Genomic DNA, 23933 nt, shown 5'->3' on the forward strand with positions numbered 1-23933 from the left:
AGCGAGTACTTTCTGGGGGCGGCCATGGTCGATGTTCCTCTCATGAGAACCATCTGACCCTCTGTCAACACACTCCGCATCTCGGGGGAACCTCAAGCAGACAGCCGATGCGCCGCAAACACCTCAGGCCCCGGAGTCGACAGCATCAGGCTCCGTCGCCTCTTCCCCTGGGCGCTGCTCCGAGCTCTGGGTCACGCCCAGGCCTTCAGTAGTAAGGGCGCCGCGTCTGCGGGCAGACAGCACCGCGCGTTTGATCAAGTCGTACACAGCGCTGCTGGCCACACCGACAGCAACCTCGATAATCAAGGTGGCGAGCTCGGCGTTGCCCAGCCGGTGGCTGTCTTGCTCGACTCGGATGATGGATGTGGAGGCACCGATCGAGAACTCCTGGCTGCTGTTCAGGTCATCCAGCAGCATCCTCAGATTCGGAACTTCGCCGGTGATCCGCACCTGGTCCATCTAGTCCCCCGGTTCCTCGTCGACGGCGCGCCCTCCCCACGAGAGCTAGAAGGAGTTTAGACACCGGCCTAACGACCGGAGACGACTCTGAGCGAAATGGACCAATCTGGCCCTCCACGACTGTCGATCGCCGTGCGACGGCTGTCCTGCTCCCCAGCACTCCTCTCCTGTAGCCAGCGGTTTCTTCCGTATGCGTAGGTATGAATGCCTGGCTGGCCACCGCCCCTTGTGCTCCGGGTGTCCCAGAGACGTCACGGTCGTCCTGCGCTACATGCAGAGGGAGTAGCTGGGGCGTTGACATCGCCTTGCTGGCCGGCGTCGACCAAAGCACGGGCCACAGCCACGGATAGAGGCTTGAGCTCTATCACCCGGGGCTGGTGAGCGCGACTGCTCCATGAACCGGGCATGGCTCCTTCAGGACGGTAAGTGGGCGGCGTAGTTCCATGTACGTCACCTTGAAAGGTGCCCCGCCATAGGAGGAGACCCTGACCGGTTAGTGCGCCCTGAAACCGGAGAGCGGTGAACTGAAGGTCGACCTGCTCATCGGACGCCAACTGCATCAACAATTGGTCAGCTTGCGGTGAGCTGGCCACCCAGCCACTGCCGCGGACAGCAGCGGAGGTGCGGTGACCGCAGGCATCTACCACCCTTCTCCAGCCTGGCCAAATCGCGGATTCTGCGGATCCTCTTCTCCCTGACGGCCCGATCACCCGGGCTCCCGTTCGCCACTCCCCTTCGAGGTAGACGCCGTGATCGCCCACCTGCAGCGCGCCAGCCAAACCGCCGGTCTGCTCACGTATCTGTACGGGCCGGGCGAGCGCGGCAACCACACCAACCCTCGTCTGATCGCCGGGGACGGCCACGCCGTCCCGATCGAGATACCCACCCAGCCCGATGCGCTGCCGTATCTGGCCCACGCCCTCGACGCACCCGTCGAGGGCCTCGGGGCCCGCGCGCCCGAGCGGCCGGTGTGGGTCTGCTCGGTCCGCTCCGACTCCCGGCACCCCGACTTGACCGACTCGCAGTGGGCCGAGGTGGCCCGCCGGTTGGTGGCGGCCACCGGCATCGCCCCGGACGGCGACCCGGACGCCTGCCGGTGGATCGCCCTGCGCAACCAGGCCCGCCAGGTGTACGTCGTGGCCACCCTCGCCCGCGAGGACGGCGGCGTCCACCACGCCTACCGCGATTCGTTCCACCTGCAGACCGAGTGCCATCGCATCGCCACCGAACTCGGTCACCTGCCCACAGCCCCAAACCCGACGCCCCGCGCCCAGGAGACCCAGGTGCCTGTCCCCTACATCACCATCACCACCGAGCCCAGCGGCAGCGTCTCGGCGAAGGGTGCCAGCGACGGCCTTTCCGCCACGCTCCTCAAGCACGCCGGCTTCCAGCAGATCGAGGACTGGTACGGCCGACGCCACCGCCTGCCGACCACCACCCCACAGGCCGACCGCGCCGCGATCGCCACCCACGCAGCCGAGATGCTCCGCGCCGCCCGGTACAGCGTCGACCTGGAGCCCGACCTCGACACCAGTCGGTTGCCCACCCCGGCCAACCCTCTCGGGCTCTACACCGCCGGAGCCGAAGTCCTGCAGCTGACCGACCAGATCAGGGCCGCCGAAAACGGTGCCGGCCTTGAGCAGGCGGTCGATCACCTCCTTCATCCCGAGCACGGCGTCCTGGAGCGCGTCCGGGAAGCCCTGGAGACAGCAGGCGAGCAGATAACCGACCTCGACGACGAGGCGTACGCACTCGCCGACCGGTTCGGCTTCGCTGCGGAGTTCATCAGCGCGGCACAATCGGAACTCGTCGGAGCGGGACGCGAATTGCACCGTGTCGGCGACTCGCAGCAGGACCACGCCGAGGCGCAGACGCGGTCCCCCGCGCTGGCTGAAGCCCGAAGCGCGGCTCTCGCCACGTCACCCGCAGCGGACAAGGCCAAGGCGTCCTCGACACTCGGCGCCGCCACACCGGAAGTCGGCACAGCCGTACGTCCGCCCCAAGTCCCCGGTCCTCGGACCCGGTGATCCCGGTGCGCTCCTCCCGTGCTTCTTCCGTCGGGCTGGGCGCGCACATACCTCATGCGGGCCACCAACGCTCTGGCCAGCGCGCGCCGAGAACCCGCACCACAGCCCGACCTTCGAGACGTGGACACGGTTGGCCGCCGCCACCCGCCTGTTGCGGGACGTCCAGGAGGAGCTGGGGGTCGCCGAAGACATGACCGCCGCGTGCCCTGTGGAACTCAGCGACACCGAGTACCGCGACGAGGTGCCTTCCCTGCAGTCCAGGGAATTGATCAGCAACGTGCTCGGCGACCACTCCATCCCGGACACCAAGCCGCCCGCGCCCCCTTCCCGAACGCCGCCACCCAGCGGACCACGCCCTCCGCCGACGCGACGTCCGAACCACCTGCCGGTGCCCCGCCGCCTCGGTCGCCACTCACCCGATGACCTCGGCCTACCTCGACCGCTGTCCCCTTCCCGGAACAGGAGATGCCCCGATGACCAGCAGAAGAGCGCCGCGCGCCCCGCCCCACGCCTCGTCCGCCCTCCCTCCTTGGATCCGCCATGTCCGCCCCGCGTACCAGCGCGCCCTCGACCACCACCGGTTCCGACGCGCTCCTCTACCTCCTGTTCGCCGTTCTCGGCGCCGCCCTAGCCTTCGGCTCCCTCGCATGGCTGACCGGCAACCTCACCAACGCCCTCGTCGGCAGCGGTCCCTGGGCGCCGTTCAAGGCCACCGACGCGCTGCTGCACCCCGACGTGCTGTGGCCGCACCTGACTCCCACCGCCCTGCTGGTCGGCGCACGGCTCGTCCCCGGCCTGCTCTCCGTCTGCCTCACTATTACCGGCCTGTTCCTGTGGCTGCGGCTGCGTGGCGGCGCGAAGAACGGCCTTGCCCGCAAAGCAGATCTCGCACCGTTGCTGGACAAGGAGATCACCGCAAAGGCGAAGAGCCTCCGGCCGAGCCTGTCCGATCTCAAACGGAAAGAGGTTCCACCCGCCGACCGCGGGATCCTCGTCGGCACGCTCTCCCCGGGCCGTGCCGAGGTCCGTGCCTCCTGGGAGGACGTGATCGTCGCGATCATGGCCCCGCGCTCCGGCAAGACCAGCGGGCTGGCGATCCCCGCGATCCTCGCCGCTCCCGGGCCCGTACTGCTGACCTCGAACAAGGCGGCGAACGATGCCTTCACCGCGACGGTGGACGCCCGCGCCAGGGTCGGCACGATCTGGACGCTCGACCCGCAGCAGATCGCGCACCACCCGCGCGAGCTGTGGTGGGACATCCTGGCCGACGCCCGCGACCTGGCCGGGGCGAAACGTTTGGCCGGGCACTTCGTCGCCGCTTCGGTGGACGAGTCGAACGGCTCCGACTTCTGGTCCACCGCCGCATCGAACACTCTCGGTGCGCTGTTCCTCGCTGCCGCCAGCCATCGGCGCCCAATCACCGATGTCCTGGCCTGGCTCGCCTCCCCTGCTGATCGCACTCCGGTGGACCTGCTCACCGACGCCGGCCACGACGCGGTCGCCGCCCAGCTCCAGGGCACCGTCAGCGGGGCCACGGAGACGCGGGACGGCATCTATGAGACCGCGCGACAGTACGCGAGCTGCCTGCTCGACCCGGACGTCGCCGCCTGGGTCACCCCCAGCAAACACCTTCCCGAGTTCAAGCCTTCCGCGTTCGCCACCTCCCGCGACACGTTGTACCTGCTCAGCAAGGACGGCGGTGGCTCGGCATCGGCGATCATCGCCGCGGCGGCCGATGCGGTGATGCGCGCGGCCGTGGTCGTCGCCGAGCACTCCGGCGGGCGGCTCGACCCGCCTGCCCTGTGTGTCCTCGACGAGGCCGCCAACGTGTGCAAGATCTCCGATCTCCCCGACCTGTACAGCCACCTGGGCTCGCGGGGCGTGATCCCGGTGACGATCCTGCAGTCCTACCGGCAGGGCCAGCGGTGCTGGGGCGAGGCAGGCATGGACGCCCTCTGGTCCGCCGCGACCATCAAGATCATCGGAAGTGGCATCGACGACGCCGATTTCGCTGACCGTCTGAGCAGGCAGGTCGGTGACCACGACGTGCAGACGACGTCGGTGTCGACCAGCGACAGCGGCAAGTCCACGTCGGTGAGCATGCGCACCGAGCGGATCCTGCCCCCGGACGCGATCCGCGCGCTCCCCAAGGGGAAGGCGCTTCTGCTCGCCACTGGTATCCGGGTGGCGATGCTCGACCTCCGGCCCTGGTACAAGGAGCCCTCCGCCAAGGTGATCGGTCCGGCCTCGGCCCGCGCGACGAAGGCCATCACGGAGCGGGCCATCGCCAAGTCCCTGGGCCGCGACGACTTCGGGCTGTCGGCATGAGCGCCCCGACGCGTATCTGCGCCGCAGTCGCCAGCCTCTGGATCAGGCACCGATCGACCGGGGCACCGCGCACGAGTGGTCCGGACGCCAGGGCGACATCTTCGACGCGCTTGCCGACGCCGAACTCGAGAACGGCGAGCCCGACGGCTGCTCGCCCTGGTCCTGCCGCTCCGGCGCCCCCCTCCAGGCCGATGTTGACCTCACGGCCTGACGCTCCCCCTCTACCTGTTCAGGAGTCCTCTCGTGTCCTCGCGCAGTCCGTCCTCCCCTCTTGCGCGCTCCAAACGCCTCGCCCGGTCACCGGTCGTCCGGCGCGACGGCCAGTGGTGGCTGGTCACCGGTTCCGGCTCGATCCTCGCCACCGATCCGACCTTCACCGGCGAACTGGACCGCTTCGCCGCCGCGATGGCCGCCGCCGACCAGGCCATCGCCGATCTCGGCTTCCAGCCGGCCGATCCACTGGCTTCCCACCCCAGGACGCAGCAATGAACCCGCTGCTGGGCGCCGAGCAGGCGGTGCTCGGCTCGGTGCTGCTCGACCCCGGCCAGCTCGCGCGCCTCGACTGGCTCGCGCCGGGTCACTTCTACCGGCCGCTCCACCAGGCTCTGTTCGCCGCCCTGCGCAAGCTCCGGACCGACGGCCACCCCGCCGTGACGACCAAGGAACCAGTGCCGCTGTCCTGGGTGACCGACGCGGTCGAGGAGGCCAGTCACCACGTCCGGGGGCTGACCGCGGTATACGCCCACACCCTGATCTCGGCCTGCCCGCGCCCCGAGCACGCCCCGGTGTACGGCCGGATGGTGCTGGAGGGAGCGATCCACCGCAGCGTGACCGAGCACGCGATCCGCCTCCACCAGGCAGCCCGTGCCGACGCCTTCCAGGGCGAGGTCGAGGGAGCGCTGCACCAGGCGGACGTCCTGGCCGGGGTACTTGGCGACCTCGCGCGCCGCTGGGGGTCCGAGCCGCGCCCGGTCGCGCCTGCCTCGCCACCGTCTACAGTGCCTGTCGCGCCGTCGTCGGTCCGGGCGGAACAGGTCGCGGAGGACGAGCAGTTCCTGCTGGCGGTCCTGGTCGAGCGGCCGAAGGCGATGGACGAGGTCGTCGGCTGGCTGCGACCGAGCGACTTCGCCGACCCCGCCCACGGCCAGCTCTACCGCTGCCTGGGAGCACTGCACCACCGCGGCGAGCCCATCGACCGGATCACCGTGCTGTGGGAAGCCCAGCGGCGCGGTCTGCTGGCCGACGGCACGCTGACCACCGAACAGCTCACCGCCATCAGCGACAGCGTCGGTGCCGGCAGCGCCGAGTGGCTCGGCGAGCAGATCATGCGCTCCTCCATCTCCCGGACTGCCGCCAGCTCGGCCCGCTCCATCCGCGCCCTGGCCGAGAACGAGACCCTGGCCCCCGGGAGGCTCATCAACCACGCCCTGCACGCGCTCGGGCCGCTCGACGAAGTGCGTGCCCGCTGGCAGACCGCGAACGGCCACCCCGCTCCGGCACCACCGCTCCCCGCGCCAACGACCGACGGGCCCCCGACGGCGCGGGTCCACGCCGCCCTCGCCCGCAGCACACCGCCACCGGCCGCACGGCCCTCGCAACGCCCAGGCCCGGCCTCCACGCCATCAGCCGCACGACCGCCCTCGCGCACCCCCGGCTGAACCGTCCTCACCCACAAACCAAGCCCATCCGACTGTCCCCACCTCTGGAACGCACCGTGGACAACAGCCCCATCTCCGACGCCCTGCCCCTGCGCGCCACGGCCTCCGCCTTTGACGCCCTGCACGGCAAGCTGCCGGTGCCCGACGACCTCCACCACTCACCCGATGCCGTCACCGTCGCCGGCGCCGCACGCCAGACGCACGACGGGGCCAACTCCCTGCACTCCGCATCGGCAACGGTTCTCCCCCGTCCGTTCGGCTCCAGGCTGCCCACAGCCGGTCCACAACCGCCGCGACCGCTCCGGGGCCGCCGCCTCCCGACGTCACCACAGCGGTGGCGGCCCCCTCGGACCGAATCGCACGGGGCCGTTGACGTGGAGACCACCACCGCGCGACCGCCCTTGATCGGCTCGCTCTGCTCGGGGTACGGCGGTCTGGACCTCGGGGTCCAGACCGCCCTCGGCGGCACCCTGGCCTGGCACGCCGAGATCAATCCCGACGCCGCGCGCATTCTGGCCCGGCACTGGCCCGGCGTGCCCAATCTGCAGGACATCACCGCCGTCGACTGGGCCGATGTGCCTCGGGTGTGCGTCCTGACAGCTGGCTTCCCCTGTCAAAGACGTCTCCGTCGCCGGCCGCCGGGCCGGACTCAACCCCCACACCCGCTCGGGGCTGTGGCTGCACGTCGCCCGTGCGGTCGAAGCCCTCCGCCCCTGCTTGGTGGTGATCGAGAATGTCCGAGGCCTCCTCACCTCGCCCGCCGGTTCCCCTGGCGACGTGGAATTCTGCCCGTGGTGTCTGGGAGACGACCCAACCCAGCCTCCTGTGCGGGCACTTGGTGCCGTACTCGGCTCCCTGGCCGATCTCCGGTACGACACAAGGTGGCTCGTGCTTCGTGCCTCCGACGTCGGAGCCCCCCATCGTCGCGAGCGCACCTTCCTCACCGCCTGGCCCGCCGAGCACGCTGCTCAAGACCCCGACGAGCAACATCGGCAGGAACGGCGGCTCCCAGCACCCGTCGAAGAGGAAGAGCGGCGGCCACGGCCCGAACCTGGCCGACGAGGTGGAGTGGCTGCTGCCCACGCCGAAGGCGTCGGACGGGATCAAGGGCTCGCCGAACCAGCGGCACGGCAAGGGGGACATGACGCTGCCGAGCGCGGCGGCATCGCTGCTGCCCACCCCGAGGGCGAGCGACACCGGCACTCCCGGCCGCCGGCCGGGCAAGGGCTGGCGCCCGCCCCTGTCGGCGGTGGTCCTGCCGCTGTGGGCGGAGGCGGCCCCGGAAGCCGAGGAACCGACAGTCGATGGGGAGCGTACGCCTCCGCCATCGCCCGATGGGAGAACCTCACCCGCCCCGCGCCGCCGCCCACCGACGCCTCCGGACGCCTGTGCGCCGACTTCGTCGAGTGGATGCAGGGCCTGGCTCCCGGCTGGGTGACCGCCACTCCGGGGCTCGGCCGACCGGCTCAGCTCACCGCGCTCGGCAACGGCGTGGTCCCCCAACAAGCCGCCCACGCTGTGCGGTTGCTGGCACCACCGTTCCCACGCTGCCCCCGCTGCACCATTCCGTAGCGCTGCATTACCGCCTTTCCCCGGCCGGACCAAATCGCGGATTCTCCGCATCCTCCTGCTCATGCCGACCTGCGAACGGAGCACCGCCATGACCTCCAGAAGAGCGCGCCGCACTTCGCCCCCGCCCTGCTCGCTCACTCCCTTGGATCCGCCATGTCCGACCCCAGCAAGGCCACCCCCGAGCCCGAGCCGTTCCGCGTTCCCGACGGCGACCTCGACGATCTCGCCAGCACGCTCGCCAAGACCATGGCGGAGGTACGCCAGCACGGCGTCATCCTCGACCGCCTCGGCTCCGAGCCCGTCTCCACCCCTCAGCCCACCGACGACGCCCCCACGGCAGACACGGCCGAGGCCGACAAGGCCGACGTCCCGGCCTCGGTGTTCATCCTCGCCCTGGGTGGCGAGGCGTATGCCGTCGAACTGGCCGCACTCAGCGACTGGGTGAACTACCTGTTCCTGCCGGTCTACGGACGGGAGATCAGCACCACCCGCCCGTGGTGCGACCAGTGGCACGAGCATCCCGAGGCTGTTGCCCGGCTGCACGCGCTCTGGCTCGCGTGGCAGCAGCTCACCGATGCCGAGGCCGGCCTGTCCGGGCCTTCGACTTGGCACCGCGACCACCTTGACCAGGCCTTGGTTCATCTCCGTGCCCCCGACGGCCCCTTCGCCGCATGCACGACGAGCCCGACCCGGCCCAACCACCGAGTGCTGGCGACCCCGGCGCCCGAGCTGACGGGAGCCGCCCAGTGATCGCCGAACCCGACTTCTGCCTCGCCAACTTCGAGCCTGCCGACGCCGCCTCCGAACTCTCCGAGAGCAGCATCTGGGCCGGAGACCTGACCGTGCTGGCCGAGCACCACACCACCCCGGAGGGGACGCACAGCTACCTCGTCGCCCACGACAGGTCGATGACCTGGGGCGTCCCCGGTGATCCTGCGCTCGTTGCCATCAAGATCACGCGGGACCTACGCGAGCGCACGTTCACCTTCGAGACCGCGAACCACGCCAGCCTGGCGTTCGCCCAGAACTGGCTGATCGAGCGTGGCTGCCCGCCCGAGCGGATCGCCCAGGCCGGCGGGGACTTCATGAAGCCCGCCGACGATCTCACCCTCTGGATCGAGCAGCAGATCCGGGATTCAGGCTCTCGCTACACGGTCCTCGACAGCTGGACCTCGGACTTCGCCCCGTGCGAGACGTGGACGTTGACCCGTGACTCCAGCGCCGCTCAGGCACCGATTCGTGTCTTCCTCGAAGAGGGGAACCACGACGCCCACACGTACACGATGCGCGAGGGCGCCTTCTCCGACGAGGCCGCCGCCCGGCACTGGCTGGAAGACCGCAGCGGTCCGCTACCGCAGCCGCCGGACTACCGCGGTGAGGCCGCCGCCCGGCTGACCCGCGCCGCCCTCACCCGGTCATCGGGTGCCTCCGCGATCCCGAAAGCCGGCCTCGACACGGGCAACACGCCGTCGGCAGGAACGGGTCAGCGCCCGATCCCCCGGAGGCCGATGTGAGCCGCGCCCGCTTCGCCTTCGCCGCCCACCCAGACGCCATCGCGGACCTGCGCCAACTCCCCGACGAAATCCGCGACCTGGCGCTGCTGGAACTGCAGAACCTGGTCCACGGCAGCGACGACTGCCTGCCGCTGACTGGCCGCCTCGCGGGCTTCCACAAGGTCTACGTCGACCCGGCCGTCTCCTACCGGTTGGTCATCCAGTTCCGCACGGCCCCGCCCACGTCGACCCACAAACGCGAGATCTACCTCGTCGCGGCCGGTGCCCGGGAGGACTACGTGGTCTACCGCACGGCCCAGCTCCGCACCAACCGCACCGGCCTCAACCGGCCCGCCGACACCGCCCCGGCGGGCGAGGCGCGAGTCCAAGCGGCCCGGTCCCGATCCCCCCACGCGGTCGACCAGACCCCGTCCCTCCCGGCCACCGCACCGGCGGCAGCCAGCCCCACCGCTCCCGCCGCCTCCCGAAAGGTCCCCCAGCGATGACCGCCGACCGTAGGCCGCTGGCCCGCACCGAACTGGCCGGACTGCTCACCGACGCCGCGCAGAGCGTCTCCGGCATCCTGACCACCGAGTACGTCACCTCCGCCAGCCGCTCCTACCTGCATCCCGTCCTCGGCGCGCTGTCCGCCGGCCCCCGGGTGGTCTGCGAGCTGAACGACCGGCTCGAAGGGTTCGTCGTCGAGGAGCGGCTTCCCTCCACCCCCGCCGGTCTGTTCACCCTGGCCTCCTACGCTTCCGCGCTCGGCTGGCTCACCGAGTCCCTCGCCGAGCTGACCGCCTCCGTGGACCAGATCTGCACGCGCGTCGGCATCCCCGCCGAGCCGCCGGACCCGGCCTTCGCCCCCGCCTCACCAGCGAAGCAGGACGACGAGTTCGACTTCGCGTTCAGCGCGCTGGAACTGGTCGCCATCCGCACCGCCGCCGAGGCTGCCGGCCTCGGCCCCGGCGACTACGTCGAGGTGCTTTCGCAGTCCCTCCTCGCCGCCTCCCGGATCACCGACGCCTGCATGGAGATCTCCAGCGGCCTGCTCGAAGACGCCGCATACGTCCTGGGCGAGGCAACCGACCACATCTGGATCGGCGAGGGACCCGACAGCCTGCCCACCCTGGTGCGCTCCCTGCTGGCCCGGATGGAGGCGACCGAATGAACCCCCATGACGTGGCGACGCGCCCTGGTGCGCACCTGGTCGCCGAGGAGTTCGGTGTCGAGGACCCCTGGGCGCTGAGTGACGACCGTCCGCCCCGCGGTCCTCTCTACCTCGTCGGCAGGATGGTCGCCGAGGCCGCTCGCGATGTCGACGAGTTGCACGGCGAACTGACCCGCGCCGCCCAGTCCGCGATCGAGCTTCTCGAGCCCATTCGGCGGGGCGATCACTCCAGCATGCGCGGCCGGTACGGCATCCTGCGAAGCACAGGTCCGCAGATCGAGCTGCTCGTCGCACGCCGGGGTGCGGCTTACGAGCAACTGACCCGCGCCGTCTCCACGTACCGCCGCCTTCTGTCCGGGTACGACGCCGCGCTGGCCTCGAAGGCACCGCGCCGGCGCCTGAGCCTGGCCCCGGAGCAGGCCCCGGGGCGGGACGATGACTGGGCCGTCTCCGGTGATCGCCAGCTCCGAGCCCTTGAAGCCGTGGAGGCGGGCGGACTGCGATTCCACCAGAGCCGGGTCTACGGCTTCATCTATCTCTCCAACGGGCAGGGCCAACGGCCCAACCCGGAGGTTTGGCCCGATACCGTCCAGCGGCTGGTCGCCGACGGGCTATTGGACCAGGACACCAGCGAGGGACTGTACCGGCCTGGACAGCTCCTCTCGCTCACGCCGCAGGGCGAGGCGGTCCTTCGAGATGCACGTACCACCACGCCACGCGTATCCGCAGCCCTCAGCCGTGGCAACACTGCGGCGATCTCCGGCGTCGTCACCGATTCAGCTGTCGCACCCACGACAAGCGCGGCCACCAAGCCTTCCCGTTCCCGCTGATTGCCCCCGGAAAGGGCGTCTTCCATGTCCACCGCGATCTACACCCGCCGCCTGGTCGAGCACCGGTACGGCCGCCCGCTGGAGGACCTCCAGCGCCACGGCGAGCCGCACCACTATCTCGACGAGGGCCCCTGCCAGCTCCTTGTCACCTCGCCCGACCAGAGGATTCGTATCGGCTGGTTCGGCGACGACTTCGAGCTGTGGAAGATCACCGCAGCCGAGGACGCCGTCTCCGCACCCCGCTGGACGGCAACCTTCAACCATGTCACCCCGGCGGAGATCGTCGCCGGCCTCGCCACCGCTCTGGCCCACGACTACGCCGAAGCCGACGCCGCAGACGGCAACGGGCGCTTTCTGGCGAGCCCGTCGTTGTACTGGGCCGACGCCGTCCGGCCGCTGACCGATGCCGGCTGGACCCGTAGCGCGGCAGAGCGCGGCACCGTCGAGATCATCGCCCCTGACGGACACGCAGGCGTCCTGATCGACAACCGTCTCTCTGACTGGGACGACGAAACCGTCACGCTGTGGGCCGGTCCACCGGGATGGGGCACTCGCGCGGAGGCGGTCTTCACAGCCCGCACCCCGTCCCACTTGATCGCCGCGACGGCAGCCGCCATGACCGATTCAGCCCCGGTGATGCGTGAGCGGCATCAGCTCGATCACAAGGTGGAGCGCCTGGTCACGCTCAGCCCCGTCGGCCCAACCGCCCCCCGGATCTCTCGGGCTCCGACCCCACTCGACGTGCGCCGCACCGCTGTCGCCCAGGCCGTCCACCGCGCCGCACGCGCTCCGCAGACAGCCGCCGACCTCCGGGTCATGGCCGCCCGCAGCCGCACGGCGACTTCGGCACAGAACCGGTCGAGCACGTCCGCGCACACTCCCGGGGCCCGGCCGCCAGCCAGCCCGTCGGCCCCGCGGCACAGCCGCTGACCCCTGGGCTCCGGGCCTTCCGGGGCATCACCTCTGACCGAAGCAGCACCTCCGAATGCCGGGAGTTCCGCCATGCCGGACACCACCGCACTCGACCAGGCCACGGCCATGATCGAGAAAGCCTGGGGCCGCCCTATCGAAGCTCTGGAATCCCTCGCGGTCCGCCACCCCAGCGACGACCCGCTCCTGCGCTCGGCCATGCACATCCGCTCGGCCATGGTCATCACCGACAACGCAGTGGCCGTGCACCAGGACCGTCTGCACGCCCTCACCCGGCCCGGTCACGTGCCGACCTTCTACGACCTGGGCCGGATCACCAGCTCAGCGACGGACCTTCGAGTCGCCCAAGCGGAGAGCCGTACTTCCCTGCAGGCAATCAGTCACGTGATCGAAGCACGTGAAGCCGCCGCGACCACGGACCGGGCCCCAGCAGTCCGACTGGCCCAGGCCGCTGTCGCCCGCTCCGGGCACGCTCCACGCGCCCTGGGCCAGGCGTCCGATCAGCCCGCTCCTTCGCCCGCTGTCGGCCCGTCGGCAGCCGGACTGGGCCCGCGCCGCTGATCGGTCAGGCGAGGTCCTCGTCGCGATGGGCATCCCCGACGTGGGAGCCCACCGCGCGGGCCAGCTCCTCCAACGTCCACTCGACGCGACGCCCATCCGCGATCCGGTGCTCCACTACCACGCCCTCGTCCCGCCGTCCCCCGGACTGCGCACCGACAGCCCACTGGCCGTCGACGACCATCGCGATGTCGCCCACCGTCCACGGCCGCCCGGCAGCGCGGATCTTGCGCTCCAGCCCGGCTCCGTCCCAATGTCTGCTCGGCTCCGCCATCCCTGCTCCCCCTTCGGTCCCGTGCGGCCCATGACCGCAGCCCAGTTACGACAACCGCGCCTGCCGTTCCATTCCCCGGTCACGGGCCATCTGCCGACGACGGCCAGTTCGCCCACGGCAGACGTCGCTTCCCGGGAAAGGACTACGTACTTCGGCACACCGCATGTCAACGTACGGGTGTTGGTAAAAACCGCAGGTCAACGAAGGGATCGTCCAACCGTGAACGACTCCACCGCCCTCCTGCCCGCCGTCGTCCGCCCCGCCGTGGAAGACCGCTTCTGGCTCTCCTCCGACCACTGCGCGGGCCCGGTGCTCGACCTCCTCGACGCCCTCGGCTGGGCAGTCGTCGACGCCCCGGAGGCCAACGTCCACGCGATGAGCCCGGACGGCCGTGTCTACGTCGGCTGGCTCCCCGAAGACCCCGCCGCCTGGAAGCGCGGCATCGTATGGCAGGTCCGGATCCAGCCCACCGAAGGTGACCCGTGGGTCCAGGAGTTCGGCCTCTCTACCCCTGCCGAGGCCGTTGCCGGATTCCTCGCTGCCCTCGTCGCCCATCGCTGACCACGCCTCCACGCCGCCTGTTCCGAACAGCACCACCCAACAGGAGGTTCCGACCGCGCATGCTCCTGGCCACCCACCCCGGCTACCACCGTAAGTGCGCCTACGCCCGACGCTGCACCTGCTTCTACCTACCCGGTCAGTACGGCCGCCGTACCAAGACCGTCCACCGCCGTGCCGCCCGTCGTGCCGAACAACGCGAGTGACAGCTCGACCTCGCTGATCGACCGCACACACCCGGTACCCGCCGAACCCAGCCGACCGGTTGCCGCCCCTACCCACGAGGAATCCACCATGCCCTTCCGCGCCCCGCTGACCAACCACCACGCCGACGGCACCGACTGCCCGACGGGCCACAAGCACACCAGTTCCGGCAAGCCGCTCCACCCCGACTGCCCCGGCCGCACCTACTCCCAGGCCGTCTGCTCTTGCGGTGACTGGCAGATGACGAGCCCCGGCAAGGGCTACGTCAACGAGTGTCGCAAGCGACACCTCGCCAGCCATCCCAAGTCGGAGTCGACCGGCCCGAAGATCCTGCGCGACCCGCTCCGCCTCGACGCCCGCTGACACTCCAACAACAACCCTGCCTCGCCCAACCGGTCCCGCTCCCGGAGGTTTCCGTGCCCCACTACCTGACCGTCGGCCACCTGCTCCGTCAGCTCCAGAAACTCGACCCCAACCTGCCGATCCGCATCGCAGTCAATCCCGACTGGCCCTTCACGCATTACCTCGGCACCGATGTCGTCGTGCGCGACGGCGTCGCGTTCATCGCCGACGACGGCCAGGAGGACTACCTGCCGCCAGCAGTCCGCAGTGCCCTCGCTTGGGCCTGACCCCGGCGCACCGACTCCGACAGGAGGCCCCCATCTCACCGCGACTCCACACCTGCTCAGCCCGCCCGTTGCACGGCCTCGCCCTGCGGCCCATGCCGTCCGGAGTGCGCGGCGCACTCGTCCACCGCGTCTCCGTCCTGCCCGACGGACCACTCGACGTCTCCTGGCTCCCGGCGGGCGCGCCCAGACTCCCCCTCGGCCGCATCCGCCTTCACTGGGAACCCGCCTCCCTTTCGGGCTGGGACGTCACCGCCCACCTCGGGCTGGCCAACGCCGAGGTCCATCTCGCCTCTTGGCCCGCCGCACCCGCCGACTGGCCGCACCTGATCCGCCCGACCATCCACGAGGTACTCGGCCTGTGCGCCGCCCTCACAGTGGCCACCGCCGCCCTCGACCTCTCCAACCGCCTCGCCGAGGTCTGACCGCAACCTCAAAGGCCGCCCCGCGCCGATCAGGCAGGGGCGGCCTTGCCGTGCGCCCGCCGCGCGTTGCGTACGCCCGTCACCGACGAACGATGAGGGCACGATGGCCGACGACCAGCAGCCGCTGCGGACTGATGCGATGGCGCTGCCGACGACCACCCGGAGCAGCGGTACGGTGTCGTCGTACAGCCTCTCTTGCAGGACTTCCGGAGTCGGCCCCCGTACTTGAAGGCCTTGCCGGCGCCGAACGTCGCGGATCGAATGGTCCTCGGACGCTGACTGGGACGAGGGTGCCGCACCCAAGTGCGGCACCCTCTCGTTTCAGTCGGGTGAAGAGCCGCTTTCCGCCTGGTGGTAGTTGGCTACGGTCTCCTTGTCACTTGGTCACTTGCTGTCGCGGCACTGGAGTTGAGCGTCGATCTGTGCGGCGGTTCTGAAGCCGTCGCGGGTCCAGAACTGCCCCTTGGGGATGTGGGCGGCCTTGACCTTGCGGATGTCGAACACATCTCCTGTGCCGTCATCGACCCCGGCGTATGTAACGGAGACGTCGAGGGTGGTCGGCAATTCCTTGGGCGGTGCTTCGGAACCCGCCTTGAGGAAGTCGTCAGCCTTCCAGAGCGTAATTGCGCCTTGCTTTGCCTCGGGGGTCTTCGGGCTGTTTGCGCGCCAGAGCAGCTTTTCGGAGTCGCTGTCGTAGACCTCGACCGTCCCCACCTTGTCCGTGGGACAGGTCGGGGCTTTGACCGAGACGCGGGTGCCGTCGATTCGCATGCCGGCCAGGATCGTTGTCGCCGGGTCGGACATGCTGTAGACGCCGTATACCCACACACAGGCAGCGCCGAGGACTGCCACCCCGAGGAGCGATCCCACCAGTACGAAGGGCCACACGGGGCGGTGCCGGGGGTGGTTCAGTGACATGGGTACCCTCCGTCGACCCATCCGGCGCGGCGCTCCCAGCGGTTGTGGCACGGGTTGCTTCCTGCCCTGAGGTACATGTATCCGAAGTGCCATCCGTACCGCATCCACTGCAGCTTGTGTTTGCGTTCGTGGCGTATGCGGGCCTGGCTCGTGAACTCGGGGTTGTTCGAGGTGAAGTATGTGGTGCCGAGCGTGGTTCCGCCGCGGGCGTGGAGACCGATGCCGCCTGTGCAGACACGCATACCGTAGCGGTACCGGCATCGGTAGCCGAGGTAGCGGTTCCGATGTATGCGAGACCGACTCCGACGAACCGCGCCTGCTGGCGGTTTCTCCACCTGACGTAGCCGCCGTAGGCGCGGCTTCCGTAGTGCCAGGCGAGCTTTGCCCCGACGCTGAGGTGGAATCCCCAGAACGTGCCGTCGAGGTCGTAACGGTTGATCGGGTCGCCTCCGCAGTACTCGTACGCGTTCGCCGAGGCGCCGGCCACAGGGTCGATGGACAGGAAGCGTCCGGTGGCGGGGTCGCAGAGACGCACGCCCATGAGCGTGGAGCCGGTCACTGTTTCGCTGGATCGCTGCTTGCCGCCGAGCCAGCCGTAGCGGGTGGCAGTGGTGTCTGGCTGTGTCGCCCTCCGGGTTGCCGTACTCGTCGTAGGCGAGTGCGACCGGCGCCTGGGCGGTGTCCAGGGGCAGTTGCACGGTGACGTCGCTGTGGACGTCCGTCAGCTGCAGGACGGTGGCGCCGGTAGCGCCGGTGACGACGCCGAGGTCCCCGGTGATGTCCTGGACGTTGCGGCTGACGGCGCTGCCGGATTCCTGGATCCAGTCGGGGCTGTCGCCGTCGCCGCCATAGTGGTTGGTTTTGGAGCCGGTCTGGGTCCAGGTGCCGCCGCTGTTGGACTCGGCGGTCCAGGTGGCGAGGCGGCCGGCCGCGTCCAGGTTCCAGGTCTGCCGGCTGGTGCCGGAGGTCTGGGTGCGGACGAGGTCGTTGGCGTACCGGCCGCGAGGGTGGCGGCCAGATGCTTTCGAGTCGCTGTGTCGGTGCCCGCCACTGACAGTGGCGGGCACCGACACAGCGTTGTGTCGTCCGACAGTTAGCGCAGGTTCTGCAGCAGCTTCAGTTCCCACTCGCTGTCCGGTTGGCCACTGCCTTCCCGGTCGTCGTTAGTGACGGTTTTTTCGCCAACGACGATTTCCAGGCGCCAAGGGCCGAGCCCGGCCATACCGCGCCGAAGCGTGGCCTCACCGGAAAGGGCCTTCAACAACAGCTCTTCCACCTGATCAAGGCGCACAGGAGTGAAGATCCAGTCGTTGACGCGTACTTCCGCTGTGGGTGCGGCGTGGTGACCGTACAGAGCGAACCACAGAGGGACTCGCCTGCACTGCCCCTCCCAGCTGATGGACCAGCCGCCGAGCTCTGTCGTCTCCGCGGTCACGGTGTTCGGAGCTGCGTCAGCCCTCGTGAGAGCCGATTCCACTGCTCCTGCCCATCGGGTGGGACTGCTCGGTTGCATTACAGGAATCCTCCGTGGAACCAGTCGTAGTGTCGTTTGAAGATCTTGACGCGGAAGACGGTGCGAGTCATCTTCACGCCCCACTCTCGCCTGAACCCGTGAGCACTCCAGCCCATGGCGAAGCGGGCGCCTCGGTTCCACGAGCCCATACGCCCAGACCGGTGGATGTCGCCGAAGAGACGGCTTCCGGTTCCGATCCAGCGGGAACGGGAAGCCCAAGCGCCGAAACGGCTCGTGTAGGTCAGCGCCTTGAAAGCGCGGTACCCGCGGTAGGCCCATACGGCTTCCCCGAGGCCGGGAGTGAAAGACGCAGCGGTGGCTGCGATATCCCACTTGTGTCGCCAGGCCCACCTGCCCGTACTCCGTGCCAGCTTCCGCCAACTCCAGTTCCCGTCAAGGTCGAACTGGTTGACCGGATCACCGTTGCAGTACTCGTAGGGGTTGGCGCTGCCACCGGGGACCGGGTCGACGCTGAGGAATCGTCCGGTGGTGGGGTCGTAGAGGCGGACGCCCATGAGGGTGGCGCCGGTGACCGTTTCGCTGGAGCGCTGTTTGCCGCCGAGCCAGCCGTAGCGGGTGGCGGTTATGCTGCTCTCTTGGTTGCCGTACTCGTCGTAGGCGAGTGCGGTGGGGGTTGTAGCGGTGTCCAGAGGGAGCTGGACGGTCACGTCGCCGTGGATGTCGGTGAGTTGGAGGACGACGCTGCCGGCGGCGCTGGTGGTGGCGTCGAGGTCTCCGCTGCTGCCCTGCACGTTGCGGGTGAGGCTGCCGGTGGATTCCTGGGTCCAGTCGGGGCTGTCGCCGTCGGAGCCGTAGTGGTTGGTCTTGGCCCCGGTCTGGGTCCAGGTGCCGCTGCTGTTGGATTCGGTGGTCCAGGTGGCGAGGCGGCCGGCCGCGTCCAGGTTCCAGGTCTGCCGGCTGGTGCCGGAGGTCTGGGTGCGGACGAGGTCGTTGGCGTAGTAGCCGTTGGTCGCCCCGGATGCCTGGGTGGTGGTGCGGCCGAAGGCGTCGTAGACGGTGCCGGAGTTCACCAGGCGGTCGGCGCTGTCGTAGGTGTACGACGTGGTCGTCGCCCCAGTGGAGGTGCAGGCGGAGCCGACGGCGCTGGTCGCGATGGCCAGGGCCGTGCGGTTGGTGTTGTTGTCGAAGGTGTAGTCGCGGCGGGTGCAGGCTCCGTCGGGGGCGCTGTCGTCCGCGCGGGTGAGGCGTCCGGTGGCGTCGTAGGTGTAGGCGCGGCTTTGGGACTGGCCAGCGGTGTCCGCGTCGGTCACGACCTGGCTGTGGATGCTCTCCTCCGTGGTGTCGGAGGCGAGTACGGAGGAGTCGCTGTCTTTGGTGTAGGTGCGGGAGGTCTCCGCGCCGGTCTCGTCCTGGCCGATGGTCAGGGTGTAGCCGCCGGGCAGGGACTCGGTGGTCAGGTCGCCGTCGCTGTCGTAAGTGGCGGCGAAGGTGCCGGCGACGGAGTCGGTGCGGGAGGTCTCCACACCGCGCGGGTCCTTGGTGGTGTCGTAGGTGTAGGTGGTGGTCGACGGGGCGGAGTCGCTGGTCTGGGTCACACGGCCGAGCGCGTCGTACTGCGTGCTCGCGGTGTTGCCCGCGCCGTCGGTGTAGGAGATCTCCCTGCCGAGCTGGTCGTAGGTGTGGGTGATCGTCTGGCCGTTGGAGGTGACCGTGGCCACGTCACCGCTGTCGGTGTCGTAGGTGGTGGTCACGTCCGGGACCGCAGTGCCCACGCCGCCGCTGACCGCCGTCGTCGTGACCCGGCCCGCCCCGTCATAGGTGTTCGTGGTGGTACGGGTGACGGAGTTGGCAGTCTCGGTGACCTTCGCCGTGTTGCCCCACCGGTCGTACTCGACCGTCTTGGTCGGCAACTGGCTGGGGTTGCTGCCCCCGCCGGTGATGGCGCCGGCCGGGCCGGTGGAGCAGACCAGGTCCGCCCATTCCGGCCTGCCGTTACACGCGCCGGTGCCGGTCGCCGCGTAGTACGTGGTCACCGTCGCCCCGGCATCCGAACCGGACGACTTCGGCAGGGTCGTCTTGATGACCCTGCCCTGCGAGTCGTACGACGTGGTCTTGGCCAGTGCCAGGCCGTTCGGGTCGGTAGTGACCGTGGTCGGCAGGCCCTTGACCCAGTCGTACGCAGTCTTCATGGTGCGCGTATCGCCGTCGGACGGGTAACCGTCCACGGACGCGCCCACCTTGGAGGTGGTGACCTGGTTGGCGACGGTGGCCGTGCCGTCGGTCGGGCGGCCCTCGTCATAGGTGTTCACGGTGTGCTGCCGCGCCGGGACCTGGCTGCCCGCGGGCAGGTCGGTGCCGCCGCTGCCCGCCGCCAGGGCGGACGTCAGCGTCACCTGGTGCAGCGGACCGTACTCGTCGGTCTCGCGCAGGCCGTCGGCGGAGTACACCGACGTCGTCGACAGCCGCTGGGCGCGGTCGGCCGGGGTCAGCTGGTCGATGCTCAGCGCCACCTGCTCGGCCTGACCGGCTCCGCTGGTGGCGAGCGCCAGCTCACGGTTGGCGGCGGAGAGCTGACGGACCGTGTTGCCGAAGCGGTCGTACTCGGTGGTGGAGATGTGCCCGCCGGGCGCGGCCGTGTCGACCTCGCGGCCGGAGGCGTCGGTGTAGGTGATCGTCGCCCGCTTGTAGTCGGACGCCGACAGGCTGCCGCCGGTGTTGGACGCCGGGACCGAGTCGGCCGGGAAGACGGCGGTCGCGTCGGTCGGCACGTCGGTCTGTCCCCAGGTCGCCACGTCCGAGGTGCCCATGGCGTTGGGCGCGGCGGTGCCGGACAGCGGCACGTCGTAGACCACGCTGGTGGTGGCGTTCGTACCGTCCGTGGTGCTCTTGGTGCCCGCCGTCAGGTTCGGCCGGGACGCCGACAGCAGCATGCCCGCACCGGCGGTGGCCGCGTTGCCGGCCTGACCGTAGGTGAGGGTCCACGGCAGTTCGCCGGGCGGGGTGAGGGTGATGATGCGGCCGGCGCTGTCGTAGGCGTAGGCCGTCTTCAGCGCGGGGCTGATCCTCGGGTCCCACTCCTCGCGCAGGCGGCCGGAGTCGTCGTAGGAGTACTGCGCGACGACCGTCGGGGTGGTGGTGCTGTCACCAGGCGTGATGGCCCAGAGCTTGATCTGCTGGACCTGCCCGGTGTAATTGCCGAACACTGAGCTGGTGGCCGTGGTCGACGGGGCGTAGACGAACTGCAGAACCCGGCAGCCGGTGTTGATGCTGGTGTTGGTGAACCAGTCATGGCCGGCGGCGGTGGCAGTGTCGATCGCAGTCTGGCACTGGTCGGCGGTGACCGCTGAGGTGGGGGCGATGAGGTACTTCGGGCGGGCCAGGGTGCTGCTGCCGGAGGTGACCTTCTCCGAGACCACCTTCGTGGTGGAGTTGTCGGTCGGCAGATAGGTACCGGACACCTGCCAGGTCGTGGCCGCCGGGTCCACCTTGGTGAACGTGGTGGTCGTGCCCTCGTCGTCCTTGAGCGTGAACGAGCCCGTCAGGGCCCCGGTCAGGGTCAGTTCCTCGGAACCCGGCTCCGGCTTCCACCCGCCCGCGGAGGTCGCGGTGAAGCCGGTCTCGTCCCCGTCGCCGTCCACGAGGGCGACCGAGGCGGCCGAGGTCTGGCGGACGTACGCCCAGTCGGAATCGGTGATCTCCGCCGTGGTGCCCGAGGTCCACTGCGGTCCGAAGATCGCCGCCTGGCCCTCAGCGTCCGCACCCGCCGCCGGACGGCGCGAGGACGCCGTACGCGATACCGACAGACCGAAACCGGAGGCGTCGGTGTCGGAGAGGGTGAATTCGCCGGTCAGCGCGTTCACCGAGCCGGGGCCGACGTTCGCGCTGGGCGCGGTGCCGGCGTTGCGGTCCACGGTGATCGTGTGGGGCTGGCTGTAGGCGGTGGTGGTGCCGTCGGTGAAGGCAGCCCGGATGTCGAGAGGGCCGTCCTGCGACAGGGAGTCGGTGACGCTCCACGTCAGGGCCGCGGGCGAGCCGCTGGACAAGGCGACCGGCCAGGCCGAAATCGCGGAGCCGTCGGCGGACTTGGTGACATCGGCGAGCGGGACGCTGGTCCAGAAGTCGGTCTCGCCGCGCCGGTACTGGTAGGTGACGCCGGTATAGCTGGTCTTGCCTGTCGAGGTCAGACTGACCCGGCGGGCCGCGCTGTCACCCTCGGCCGGAGTGAGCAGACCCGCGCCGTCGCCCACGCCGAACGCGTACGCGGTGGTGGCCGTGGACAGGTTGCCGCCGGAGTCGACAGTCTTGGCGTACAGCTTGTGCCAGTCCTCGCCCGGCGTGATCGTGACGGTCAGCGGGTCACCGCCGCTGCCGTCAACGGTGTCATACACCCGCTTGGGTACCGAGGAGTCGTCCAGGCCCCAGTAGTAGCCCATTCCATCGGACGATGAGGTGTCCAGGGTGCAGGTGGCGCCGCTGTCGGCTTTCGTCGTCCAGGTGTCGGCCGTGTACGGGGTGCAGGAGATGGTGGGCGCGGTGGGCAGGCCGGTGTTCATCACGAATGTCGTGTAGCCCGACCAGGCACCGTAGTCGGTGCCGTCGTAGGTCCGCAGGCGGTAGCGCAGGTGCTTGTCGGCCGGGAAGGCGGAGGCCGACGGGACCGTCAGGGTGGAGGTGGAGCCGGACGCCACCGTCTTGCCGTAGGCGGTGTAGGAGTAGGTGGTGTCGGCGTAGGCCGGGTCCGCGGTGATCTCGTACTGGGCCTGGGCGTTGCCGCCGTCCGCGTCCGTCATCTTGGCCGACAGGCTCGGTGTCAGCGAGGTGACGTACCGCTTGCCGTTGTAGGCGTTGACCGTGCTGGGCGAGATCGCGATGGAGGAGGCGGTCGCGTACGAGTTGTAGGTCACCACGAGCTTCGGCGCGTAGCCGGAGGTGGTGTAGTTCGCCGAGCGGAAGCGGCGCCAGGTGGTGGAGTCGGTCTCGGTCGCGGCCCGCACCTGGATGCCGTAGTTGGTGGAGCCGCTCGCCCACGCCTGCACCATCGTCTGAAGGTTCCAGTTCGACCAGTTCGCCGGGCACGAGGAGTCGTAGCCCCAGTGGCCGGTGTTGGTGGCCATGTCCGTTGTGGTGGTCGACGGCTGTGCGGCCCAGGTGATCGACGAGGACGACCAGGTGGAGGTGATCCGGCGGGCCTGGGTGGCGGCCCCGGCAGTGGAGCAGGTCGCCGAGTAGTAGTTGTACAGCGACATCGTGGCCGCGGTGATGTGCTTGCCGGTGAACGGCGACACGTCGAACTTCAGATACGAGTGGGCCACATCGCTGCCGGAGTCGTACGTGCCGGACTTCAGCTCCTGCGAGGAGACCTGTGAGTCGGGGTAGTCCGGAGTCTGCACCCAGGTGTCCGTGGTGACCGCGAGGGTGGTGGTCGGGTCCACGGTCACCGGATAGGTCGCGGTGGCCAGGAAGTCCTGGTCCGGGGTGAGCACCAGGGTCTGCGAGCCGTCGGACGCGGTCTCGACCTTCGTCGCCACCTGCTCCTGGTGGGCCGACTCGCCGGAGGCGGGATCCTTGCTCGCGTCCCACATCATCGGTGCCGGAGCCTCGGCCACCAGTTCACCGTCGCCGTTCTTCAGCAGCAGGTGCCCGGAGGCGGCCTGCGACAGCTTCAGGCCGTCCAGGTCGAGCGGAATCCGGTACGACACCGAGTCGCCGTCCGGCTGCCGAGTGAGCTTCACATTTTCGGAGAAGCCCTGGGCCAGCGCCGTGACGGACAGGGTCTGGCCGCTGCCCAGGTCGTAGGAAGCGGTGCTGTCCTTGACGGTCGGGGTGGGAAGTCTCTCCTCCCAGCCCAGACCGAAGGACTCCTCGCCCTTGGCCACGGACGCCAGTTGCGTGTCACCGCCGTCGGAAACGGCGACGTCCGCAACGGCAGCAGCGGGCGTGAAATCGGACCCTGTGTCGGACAGCGAGGTGTCGATGTCCTTCCACACACCGTCCTGCTTCACCCGCACCGGACCCGCGTACGCCTCCGTCTGAAGCTCCCCACCGGGCAGCGCATACGTCGTCGAATCCGTCGTCCGGGCCGACAGCACCTCGATCTTCCGGTCCTGCAGACGGGCCATCAGCACCGCCGACGCCTCGTCCTTGGCCTCCGCAGGCCCCGACGCTGCGGCGGAGTCGGACGACGTGGACTCAGATGCAGTGCCGGCTGTGCTCGCGGCGAATGCGAGCCCACTGCCTTCGGCCACCAGAGCGCTCTCGGCAGCCAAGATCATTACGATGCCGACGGCTATCTGCCGCAGTCGCCGGGCCTGGCGTATCCGGCCCGGCCGTGATCTCCCACGGGCCACAGGTCTGTGACGCATGATCAGTTCCCTCCCTTATCGCACCCCATGGTTCGGGATGCACAGAAACGAACTGATCTTCACAAA

22 protein-coding genes and 2 pseudogenes are annotated in these 23933 nt (G+C 69.7%); 18 read left to right on the forward strand and 6 right to left on the reverse strand.

What is annotated here, in order from left to right; translation table 11 throughout:
* Positions 1–123: 123 nt before the first annotated feature.
* The gene (locus ACIBAF_RS44860) at positions 124–459 is read right to left on the reverse strand and encodes a hypothetical protein (protein ID WP_399471861.1); all 336 of its coding nucleotides are present in this window, start codon (positions 457–459) and stop codon (positions 124–126) included.
* Positions 460–1208: 749 nt separating this feature from the next.
* Here ACIBAF_RS44860 and ACIBAF_RS44865 point away from each other — a divergent pair.
* The 13 genes and pseudogenes from ACIBAF_RS44865 (at position 1209) to ACIBAF_RS44925 (ending at position 13029) form a co-directional block, all read left to right on the forward strand.
* Positions 1209–2486 carry a hypothetical protein gene (locus ACIBAF_RS44865; protein WP_399471863.1) on the forward strand — a complete coding sequence of 426 codons (1278 nt, stop codon included), beginning with the start codon at positions 1209–1211 and terminating at the stop codon, positions 2484–2486.
* A gap of 540 nt (positions 2487–3026) precedes the next feature.
* Positions 3027–4814: a type IV secretory system conjugative DNA transfer family protein gene (locus tag ACIBAF_RS44870; protein WP_399471865.1), complete on the forward strand. Its 1788-nt coding sequence runs from the start codon at positions 3027–3029 to the stop codon at positions 4812–4814.
* A 243-nt stretch (positions 4815–5057) separates the two neighbouring features.
* Positions 5058–5303 (forward strand): hypothetical protein, encoded by a 246-nt coding sequence (locus ACIBAF_RS44875; protein WP_399471867.1) that lies wholly within the window; start codon positions 5058–5060, stop codon positions 5301–5303.
* Entirely contained in the window at positions 5300–6472 is a 1173-nt protein-coding gene (locus tag ACIBAF_RS44880; protein ID WP_399471869.1) for a DnaB-like helicase N-terminal domain-containing protein, read from the forward strand. The genes ACIBAF_RS44875 and ACIBAF_RS44880 overlap by 4 nt, the downstream gene beginning before the upstream one ends.
* A 374-nt stretch (positions 6473–6846) precedes the next feature.
* Positions 6847–7020, forward strand: a pseudogene (locus ACIBAF_RS44885) (DNA cytosine methyltransferase); the annotation flags it as partial.
* 52 nt (positions 7021–7072) lie between these two features.
* Positions 7073–8044 (forward strand): DNA cytosine methyltransferase, encoded by a 972-nt coding sequence (locus tag ACIBAF_RS44890; RefSeq protein WP_399471922.1) that lies wholly within the window; start codon positions 7073–7075, stop codon positions 8042–8044.
* A gap of 153 nt (positions 8045–8197) precedes the next feature.
* Positions 8198–8794 (forward strand): DUF4913 domain-containing protein, encoded by a 597-nt coding sequence (locus ACIBAF_RS44895; protein ID WP_399471871.1) that lies wholly within the window; start codon positions 8198–8200, stop codon positions 8792–8794.
* Positions 8791–9558 carry a glycosyl hydrolase gene (locus tag ACIBAF_RS44900; protein ID WP_399471873.1) on the forward strand — a complete coding sequence of 256 codons (768 nt, stop codon included), beginning with the start codon at positions 8791–8793 and terminating at the stop codon, positions 9556–9558. The genes ACIBAF_RS44895 and ACIBAF_RS44900 overlap by 4 nt, the downstream gene beginning before the upstream one ends.
* A complete protein-coding gene (locus tag ACIBAF_RS44905; RefSeq protein WP_399471875.1) occupies positions 9555–10043 on the forward strand; it encodes a hypothetical protein in 489 nt (162 codons plus the stop codon). The genes ACIBAF_RS44900 and ACIBAF_RS44905 overlap by 4 nt, the downstream gene beginning before the upstream one ends.
* Entirely contained in the window at positions 10040–10708 is a 669-nt protein-coding gene (locus ACIBAF_RS44910; protein ID WP_399471877.1) for a hypothetical protein, read from the forward strand. Before ACIBAF_RS44905 ends, ACIBAF_RS44910 begins: the two co-directional genes overlap by 4 nt.
* Complete coding sequence (locus tag ACIBAF_RS44915; RefSeq protein WP_399471879.1) at positions 10705–11538, forward strand: large ATP-binding protein; 834 nt, start codon at positions 10705–10707, stop codon at positions 11536–11538. The genes ACIBAF_RS44910 and ACIBAF_RS44915 overlap by 4 nt, the downstream gene beginning before the upstream one ends.
* A 24-nt stretch (positions 11539–11562) precedes the next feature.
* The gene (locus ACIBAF_RS44920) at positions 11563–12468 is read left to right on the forward strand and encodes a DUF317 domain-containing protein (RefSeq protein ID WP_399471882.1); all 906 of its coding nucleotides are present in this window, start codon (positions 11563–11565) and stop codon (positions 12466–12468) included.
* Positions 12469–12540: 72 nt separating this feature from the next.
* Complete coding sequence (locus ACIBAF_RS44925) at positions 12541–13029, forward strand: hypothetical protein (RefSeq protein ID WP_399471884.1); 489 nt, start codon at positions 12541–12543, stop codon at positions 13027–13029.
* Positions 13030–13033: 4 nt separating this feature from the next.
* Here the strand turns inward: ACIBAF_RS44925 and ACIBAF_RS44930 are convergent, their stop codons facing one another.
* On the reverse strand, positions 13034–13300 hold the full coding sequence (locus ACIBAF_RS44930) for a hypothetical protein (RefSeq protein ID WP_399471886.1): 267 nt from the start codon (positions 13298–13300) through the stop codon (positions 13034–13036).
* Positions 13301–13519: 219 nt separating this feature from the next.
* On the opposite strand from ACIBAF_RS44930, the gene ACIBAF_RS44935 reads away from it, so the two are divergent.
* The 5 genes from ACIBAF_RS44935 to ACIBAF_RS44955 all read left to right on the forward strand — a co-directional run bounded on the left by ACIBAF_RS44935 (position 13520) and on the right by ACIBAF_RS44955 (position 15113).
* Positions 13520–13861, forward strand: a complete 342-nt coding sequence (locus ACIBAF_RS44935; RefSeq protein ID WP_399471888.1) for a DUF317 domain-containing protein — start codon at positions 13520–13522, stop codon at positions 13859–13861.
* Positions 13862–13920: 59 nt separating this feature from the next.
* Complete coding sequence (locus ACIBAF_RS44940) at positions 13921–14064, forward strand: hypothetical protein (protein ID WP_399471890.1); 144 nt, start codon at positions 13921–13923, stop codon at positions 14062–14064.
* An 88-nt stretch (positions 14065–14152) separates the two neighbouring features.
* On the forward strand, positions 14153–14425 hold the full coding sequence (locus ACIBAF_RS44945) for a hypothetical protein (RefSeq protein WP_399471892.1): 273 nt from the start codon (positions 14153–14155) through the stop codon (positions 14423–14425).
* Between the two features lie 53 nt (positions 14426–14478).
* Positions 14479–14691, forward strand: a complete 213-nt coding sequence (locus ACIBAF_RS44950) for a hypothetical protein (RefSeq protein WP_399471894.1) — start codon at positions 14479–14481, stop codon at positions 14689–14691.
* Positions 14692–14783: 92 nt separating this feature from the next.
* The gene (locus ACIBAF_RS44955) at positions 14784–15113 is read left to right on the forward strand and encodes an esterase (RefSeq protein WP_399471896.1); all 330 of its coding nucleotides are present in this window, start codon (positions 14784–14786) and stop codon (positions 15111–15113) included.
* 384 nt (positions 15114–15497) lie between these two features.
* Here ACIBAF_RS44955 and ACIBAF_RS44960 read toward each other — a convergent pair whose 3' ends face one another.
* The 4 genes and pseudogenes from ACIBAF_RS44960 to ACIBAF_RS44975 form a co-directional block, all read right to left on the reverse strand.
* Entirely contained in the window at positions 15498–16031 is a 534-nt protein-coding gene (locus tag ACIBAF_RS44960; protein ID WP_399471926.1) for a hypothetical protein, read from the reverse strand.
* A gap of 475 nt (positions 16032–16506) precedes the next feature.
* Positions 16507–16590, reverse strand: a pseudogene (locus ACIBAF_RS44965) (hypothetical protein); the annotation flags it as partial.
* Positions 16591–17124: 534 nt separating this feature from the next.
* Positions 17125–17466, reverse strand: coding sequence for a hypothetical protein (locus ACIBAF_RS44970; RefSeq protein WP_399471898.1), 342 nt, complete (start codon positions 17464–17466; stop codon positions 17125–17127).
* A 77-nt stretch (positions 17467–17543) separates the two neighbouring features.
* The gene (locus ACIBAF_RS44975) at positions 17544–23777 is read right to left on the reverse strand and encodes a DNRLRE domain-containing protein (RefSeq protein ID WP_399471924.1); all 6234 of its coding nucleotides are present in this window, start codon (positions 23775–23777) and stop codon (positions 17544–17546) included.
* Positions 23778–23933 lie beyond the last annotated feature (156 nt).

The sequence above is a fragment of the Streptomyces sp. NPDC051677 genome (assembly GCF_044453465.1).
In the GTDB taxonomy this organism is placed as follows: Bacteria; Actinomycetota; Actinomycetes; order Streptomycetales; family Streptomycetaceae; genus Streptomyces.